Genomic DNA, 7,548 nt, shown 5'->3' with positions numbered 1-7,548 from the left:
GAGACAGGCCATGGTCGATGTAATCATGGACGATGCACAACAAACTATTACCGTCTTCTTTTTCATCCCACTTCTCCTTTCATTCGAAAATACTTATCACTTGTTTTAGACTAGTTGCTTTTATTATTTCAGCTACACTTCAGTATTAGACTTCACTTCCATGTTCAAAAAATGTCATCAGCAAAGAGTCCTATCGACATATGCGTCTCCTTAATAATTTTTTTGAACTCCCTACCAAATAACCTTTTGTTCAAATGCTTCAATATCGGCTTTTATTCCCGCATCATCCATATCAAAGATATTCTGAGGATGAAAAATTCCAGAACCGATTCCCACATAGGTTGCGCCATTGTCAAAAAAATCTTGGCAATTATCGGCATTCACGCCTCCAACAGCCATGAGAGGCATAGCATTGAGAGGAGCTTGGAGATCGTTTATGTATCTAGAACCAAGCGTTCCAGCAGGAAAAATCTTTACAATGTCTGCGCCCATCTGAAACATATTCCAGACCTCAGAAGGAGTAAACGCTGAAGGAACAGCCATAAGATTATTCACTTTACAAATACGGAAAATTTCTTCTGAAAAACAGATTGGAGATAGAGCGAACTTTGCACCTGCTTGCACAGCTTCATTTGCTCGCTCAACAGAAGTCACTGTTCCCGCACCCACTAAGATTTCATTACCAAACTCCTGAACAATTTTCTGAATAATCTGCGGAGCTCCAGGCGTATTCATAGCAACTTCGACTGCACCTAGCCGAGTCCCAACCAAATTTTTCACCACACAGCGAACCTGACTGTAGTCATATCCCCTCAATATGACAGTAACCTTGGGATATTTGACAGTGTTGGGATTAATCACCTTTATTCCCCCCCTTTATAAAATACCTTTAGCTTCAAAAATGTATTTTTTATTATTTATATGAGATTAGACCATATGTTCTTCACAAATACAATAATCTATTTTTATTGCAGCATAATTTGTATCAATATTGGAATATATATCCACTTCTTTTTGCAATTATATTTTTTTAAAATGTATAATTCATATTCTGTTCTAATATATATTCATAGTATCTCCATAAATTTTAGAGATTGATATTATAGTATTTTGCATATATTTATATATTATTTGTATATTTATATGAAGTCCTATGATAGCTCTTATGAGACTCGTTGAGACTTCAATTTTCTGAGGGACAATATATTAATGATATCTATACCGAAATTCGCCTGTGGCAGATCCAAAATAATTAAGCATTTTTATGATCTAATACAGGCGTTTATAAACCGTAGTGTTAACCAATACAAAAAATTATTTGGTTGTTGTAGTTTGCCCCATGCTGAACATACTCTCATAAAGATGTTGCGGGGTAACAGGATCGGGCGGACGTACGCCCTCTTTTACAGCAAGGATATTATCTGCTGTAATATTGCCCATGCGCAGACTACTTTCATATGTGTTGCCTGCAACATGAGGAGTTACTAAAACATTTTCATAATCATAGTAGGGTTGATGCTCGGGGGGTTCTTTACTAAATACGTCTATAGCAAAACCAGCAAGCTTTCCAGTCTGCAATGCGTGATTAAGCGCTCCATGCTTCACAATTCCTGCACGTGCAGTATTAATAAGGATTGATCCGTTTTTTACCAAGCGCAATTCTCTTGAACCAATAAGTCCACGGGTAGAATTATCCAAAGGTAGATGGATGCTTATGACATCAGAGCGCCTAAGCAAATCATTAAGTGTGGTATACACAACACCATAAACTGTCGCTTCGTTACGCTGCTCAATATCATATCCTAAGATATCCATTCCAAAACCCATAGCACGACGAGCAACAGCGGTTCCAATCTGACCAACGCCAACGATACCAATAGTCTTACCATATAAGCTAGTACCAGTATATTTACTCCATAAGCCTGAGCGCGTATCAATAATCATTTGCGAAATATGACGTTCAAGATCCAAAATAAGCCCAAAAGTAAAATCGGCTGTTTCCTCCCTATTAGCAGCTGGTGCATAAGTTACCTCAATACCAAGATCACGCGCCTCAGCAATATCAACACCATCAAAACCAACACCATAGCGAGCAATAATTTTTAGATTTTTTAACTTTTTTATGACGCTTGAAGGCAGATCATCGTTGCCCAAAATAATGGCGTCTGCATCATGTGCAAACTGATACATCTCATTCGTATCTAATGGTCGGCCAAATGGATTTAAGCGTACCTCACAACCGGCCGCTTCGAGTCGCCGCACTGGTTCTTCCGTGCTGATTCCAAATGTAACTGCGGTGGAGCAAACGACCCACTTAACCCCCATCTTCCAACTCCTAAACTCTTTTACGTCAATTTTTACTATTACTTCTTGCAAATAACAAATCGATCTAAATAGTTATCTAAAATCCTCACCTTTTGTGATTTTATATATTTAATACGAACTCAATTACGCATTTACAAGGTTACTAATATTCATCATTTGTACCAAGAAACAATTCATGCCAGTAAGAGAAAAATAAAATGACCGTCACTATTCCCTTTAACATTGCCTTTTGCTTTCTGGCATTCCTATAAGTAGCTACCCCCCTCCCTCACAAGTGTAAGTTGGATATACTCAGGAATATGAAGTAATCCTTGCTCAAAAAGTTATTTGTATAAGGAAATATGAATCTATGATCTTAGAAAATAAACTCCATATCACAGAAGAAGCAGAGCTTGCTCGCGAAGAGGAGCGCTTAAGTAAAAAGCGAGCTCTTGAGATGTTCGAAAGCGGATTCTTAGATACGCTTATCCCAGGAACAGTCGAGTCACTTCAAAAGATTCATGCTTTCCTTTTCCAAGATGTGTATAAATTTGCGGGAAAGATTCGTACAGTAAATATCGCCAAGGGAAGCTTTAGATTCGCTCCTGTTATGTATCTTAAAACAAGCCTTACAAATATTGAGAAAATGCCTCAGGAATCTTTTGATGAAATAGTTGAGAAGTATGTCGAAATGAATGCTGCTCATCCGTTTCGTGAAGGAAACAGACGTTCTACTAGGATTTGGCTCGATTTAATGCTCAAGGAGAATCTTGGCCAGGTAATTGATTGGAGTAAGGTCAATAAAGAAGATTATCTTCTCGCAATGGAACGTAGCCCTATCCGAGATATCGAAATCAAACACGTCTTGCATGAAGCTCTAACGTATGCCATCTCTGATAGAGACGTATACATAAAAGGTATTGATGCAAGCTATCATTATGAAGGATATATAAGCTATAAGACTGAATATCTGTAAGACAGAGCACATTGATAGATGCGCCCTTGATTCATGCTTGGGAATAAATTTGGTTCAACTATACTGTGTCGTAAGGATGCTGGTAGACAAGACAAACCAAATGTATGCAAACGAAATGAAACCGCGGATAGATAGGTAATCACATGCCTGAAATCTTGGTTTTTATAATTGTTGCAGTTATCATCGTTTCGATAATAAAAGCAATCCCCTATCTAATTGCAGCTATACAAGAATTTATTCGTAATTCCAAGTAGCACTATAGCTGACCAAGTATAAATGTTTTAATCAACTATATCAGATATAGAGTATCAGATAAAAACTTATCTAATTTTGAAGTGCCGGCACAAACCGCAAGCAATTCTCAACAGAAAGTAACACGGAAAGCAACGACCTAGGTCATGCATATACGCAATTCTTGCCTATACACGAGTGATATCGGCGTAGCTTGCTCCAAGGAAGTCAAGCAACGCGTCTGGCTCTACCATCAAAGACAGGCCACGCCGCCCGCCCGACACTGAAATGCGCTCAAATAGTTGGGCCGTCTCATCAATCAAGGTTGGCAGCTGCCGCTTCATACCAATAGGAGAGCAACCTCCGCGCACATACCCTGTCAAACCCTCCAGCTCCCGCCAAGGGAAAAGCGTCAGAGATTTCTCTCCAGCTGCAGCTGCGGCTTTTTTAAGATCAACCTCCTGTGCGACGGGAATGCAACACACAACATGGTTTCCCGACGGTGCCACACAAACCAAAGTCTTGAACGCCGAATCGGGATCCTCGCCAGCTTCATGTGCCATGCGCACGCCCAAACCGCGCGAGATATCTTCTTCGCCTTCAAGCTCGAGCGCCTCATAACGAATGCCAGCACGATCCAGTTCGCGCATCGCATTTGTTTTTTGGACCTTGTCTTTTTTTGCCATGTAACTCCCTAGCTAAGCAAAGCGGTAGTGTTTCTAGCTGTAGCGTTTCTAGCGCTCGTGTCTCTCGCAGTAATGTCTCTAGCGGTACTATCTCTCATAGGTCTCTCATATAACCACACAGCAACACTTACCTTTTCTTTGTCTTCATACGAGCACGGTCGCGCTCAAGGATGGGTGCCAAATACTTGCCGGTATAGCTCTCGGGCACCTGTACCACCTGCTCGGGCGTGCCATAAGCAACAAGCGTACCGCCACCAGCTCCGCCTTCTGGTCCAAGGTCGATAATACGATCTGCCATCTTGATTACATCAAGATTATGCTCAATGACAAGCACCGTATTACCTGCATCTACCAGGCGCTCCAATACATCAATCAATTGACGCACATCCTCAAAATGCAAACCCGTTGTCGGCTCGTCAAGGATGTAAAAAGTGCGACCCGTCTGCTGGCGATGCAGCTCTTTTGCCAGTTTTACACGCTGAGCCTCGCCACCGGATAATGTTGTTGCAGGCTGACCCAGATGTACATAACCCAAACCCACATCGTAGAGCGTCTTAAGCTTATTTTTAATCTTTGGGATAGCCGAGAAAAACGCCAATGCCTCGGTCACGGTCATGTCCAACACGTCCGAGATCGACTTGCCATGATAGAGAACTTGCAAAGTCTCTCGGTTGTAGCGCTTGCCATGACACACTTCGCAAGGCACGTAGATATCAGGCAAGAAATTCATCTCAATCTTGATTTGACCGTCACCCTTGCAAGCCTCGCAGCGACCACCCGATACATTAAAAGAAAAACGTCCTGGGTTGTAACCACGCACACGACTCTCAGGAGTCGAAGCAAAAAGCGCACGTAAATCATCCCAAAGTCCAATATAGGTTGCAGGATTTGAACGAGGTGTACGCCCAATGGGTGATTGGTCGATATCAATAACCTTATCGATTTCTTCTATGCCTTCAAGTTTGCGATAAGAACCCACAGGTCGTTTGCTACGCTGAATAGCGTTGGTGAGTGCAGGTGCCAAAGTATCTGTAACCAGCGAAGATTTGCCCGAACCAGATACTCCTGTCACCAGCGTAAGCGTGCCAAACTCGACTTTGGCATTAACGCCACGGAGGTTATTGGCTGTCGCACCCGTGATTTTAAGTGCACCACGACCAGGATTGCGACGACTCCCAGGCAGTGCCACCATACGCTTGCCAGTAAGATAGGCTCCTGTCAGTGAGTCAGGGTTAGCAGCAATTTCAGCTGGCGTGCCTGCAGCAACAACTCCACCGCCATTTTCACCAGCACCAGGACCCATATCGATAACATAGTCTGCCGCACGTATCGTGTCCTCATCATGTTCAACCACAATAACCGTGTTACCTTGGTCGCGCAGGTTACCTAGCGTTGCAATCAGGCGGTCATTGTCACGCTGATGCAGGCCAATCGACGGCTCATCAAGAATATAGAGCACACCCATCAGACCAGCGCCAATTTGAGTTGCTAGACGAATACGCTGGGCTTCGCCACCAGATAGCGTTGCTGCCGCACGAGAAAGCGTCAGATAATCCAAGCCCACATTCACCAAGAATTGCAAGCGTGCAAGAATTTCCTTCACGATAGGAGCTCCGATGAGCTGCTGGCGCTCCGTCAAATGCAGGCCACGGAAATACGTCAGAGCATCCTTACAAGAAAGCTCGCAGAGTTCCCAAATATTGCGCTCGGGCACACCCTCACCCTTTGCATTACTGCCGCCAATAGTCACCGCAAGATACTCAGGCTTGAGTCGCGCACCGTGACACGTAGGGCAAGGTATCTCGCGAATATATCGATCCAATTGTGCACGCATAGTATCTGAGCTCGTCTCTTGATACTTGTCAAAAAGAATCGAACGCACACCGGAAAATTGAATCGACCAATTGGTATCACGACCATCACGCGTATGGTAGTCTACGTGAATCTTGGTTGATCCTGTACCATCAAGCAGAGCAGTACGCACTTTTTTTGGTAGGTCTTGCCAGGGAGTTTCAGGATCAACATCAAAATGACGACATACCGCAGCCAAAATCTGCGGGTAGTAATTAGAATGACCAAAGATGCTCCCAAAAACCCCACTTGCTACAGACAAACTGGGGTCCTCGATCAATGCTTCAGCATCCACCATACGCTTTGTACCTAGACCATCGCAGTCGGGACAGGCACCATACGGTGCATTGAAAGAAAAATCACGCGGCTGCAAATCACCAATAGAATGACCATGTATGGGGCAGGCAAGATCAAGAGAGTACTCCAGCAAATCGCCCTCGCTACCCTCGGGTGCATCGCGCTGAGGCAGGAGGTAAAACGCTACCCTCCCTTCCGCAAGACGCGTTGCTTGTTCTACAGCTTCGGCGATACGCCCAAGTGAATTTTTTTTGATAACAACGCGGTCTACTACGACCTCAATATTGTGCTTGAACTTCTTGTCCAGACGAATTTCTTCTCCACCAAGCTCGCGAATTTCGCCATCAACACGCACGCGCGAAAAACCCTCTTTGGCCAGATCTTCAAAAAGCTTGGTGTACTCACCTTTGCGGCCCACAATCACAGGTGCCAGCACGTAGGCACGACGGCCCATACCTGCCTCGAGAACCTTATCTGATACCTGATCGGTAGTCTGACGCTCGATGACGCGGCCACACTCAGGACAGTGAGGCACACCCACGCGTGCATAGAGAAGTCGCAGATAATCATAGATTTCTGTAACCGTACCCACGGTGGAGCGAGGATTGCGTGAAGTTGTTTTTTGATCGATGGAAACAGCTGGCGATAGACCATCAATCGAGTCGAGATCGGGCTTGTCCATCTGTCCCAAAAATTGGCGCGCATAGCTGGAAAGGCTCTCGACATAGCGGCGCTGACCCTCGGCATATATAGTGTCAAAGGCCAAGCTTGACTTGCCCGATCCCGACAAACCGGTAATAACCACAAGCTTGTCGCGAGGGATGGTGACGTTGATATCGCGCAGATTGTGCTCACGCGCTCCGCGAATAACAATGCTTTCCGAAGCCATACGGCGCCTCACTTATCTACCTGTCTTTGCGACATCGCACAAGATGCCCAAGGACAAATCGTGATGAATTCTTATTAAATTTTAGCAACTAAGCAGAACAGCACAGATTCCCTATTGTGCCACCCTGCCTACTTGGGGGCAGTTGCAATCGGCAGCTGCGATAGCGTGCGGTGATGTGCTCTGCTTTTCCACACCAAACTCACGACTCACCGCGTCAAGACGAGCTTGAAGCTCGGGGCTCGTGCGCAGCAAAACACCCCAATTAGCATCGTCTGCCGGACATGTCCGACGATCGCCAATAATATGTGCCGCAA

At 44.5% G+C, this 7,548-nt stretch carries 6 protein-coding genes; 1 reads left to right on the top strand and 5 read right to left on the bottom strand.

What is annotated here, in order from left to right; all coding sequences use genetic code 11:
- Positions 1-231: 231 nt before the first annotated feature.
- Positions 232-861 carry a bifunctional 4-hydroxy-2-oxoglutarate aldolase/2-dehydro-3-deoxy-phosphogluconate aldolase gene (locus Q0X25_RS06260; RefSeq protein ID WP_298580103.1) on the bottom strand — a complete coding sequence of 210 codons (630 nt, stop codon included), beginning with the start codon at positions 859-861 and terminating at the stop codon, positions 232-234.
- A 453-nt stretch (positions 862-1,314) separates the two neighbouring features.
- Positions 1,315-2,325, bottom strand: a complete 1,011-nt coding sequence (locus tag Q0X25_RS06255) for a phosphoglycerate dehydrogenase (RefSeq protein WP_298580100.1) — start codon at positions 2,323-2,325, stop codon at positions 1,315-1,317.
- Between the two features lie 349 nt (positions 2,326-2,674).
- Here Q0X25_RS06255 and fic point away from each other — a divergent pair, with 349 nt between their 5' ends.
- Positions 2,675-3,280, top strand: coding sequence for a protein adenylyltransferase Fic (gene fic / locus Q0X25_RS06250; RefSeq protein ID WP_298580097.1), 606 nt, complete (start codon positions 2,675-2,677; stop codon positions 3,278-3,280).
- Between the two features lie 419 nt (positions 3,281-3,699).
- Here the strand turns inward: fic and ybaK are convergent, their stop codons facing one another.
- The 3 genes from ybaK to Q0X25_RS06235 form a co-directional block, all read right to left on the bottom strand.
- On the bottom strand, positions 3,700-4,197 hold the full coding sequence (gene ybaK, locus Q0X25_RS06245; RefSeq protein ID WP_068540320.1) for a Cys-tRNA(Pro) deacylase: 498 nt from the start codon (positions 4,195-4,197) through the stop codon (positions 3,700-3,702).
- Positions 4,198-4,324: 127 nt separating this feature from the next.
- Positions 4,325-7,234 carry an excinuclease ABC subunit UvrA gene (uvrA, locus tag Q0X25_RS06240; RefSeq protein WP_298580090.1) on the bottom strand — a complete coding sequence of 970 codons (2,910 nt, stop codon included), beginning with the start codon at positions 7,232-7,234 and terminating at the stop codon, positions 4,325-4,327.
- A 111-nt stretch (positions 7,235-7,345) separates the two neighbouring features.
- Positions 7,346-7,548: hypothetical protein (locus Q0X25_RS06235; RefSeq protein WP_298580088.1), on the bottom strand; the 203-nt coding region annotated here is incomplete at its 5' end.

The sequence above is a fragment of the uncultured Olegusella sp. genome, from assembly GCF_947253395.1.
Classification (GTDB): domain Bacteria; phylum Actinomycetota; class Coriobacteriia; order Coriobacteriales; family Atopobiaceae; genus Olegusella.
Note: the sequence above shows the minus strand (reverse complement) of the source record. Positions and strands in the feature narration are given on the sequence as shown.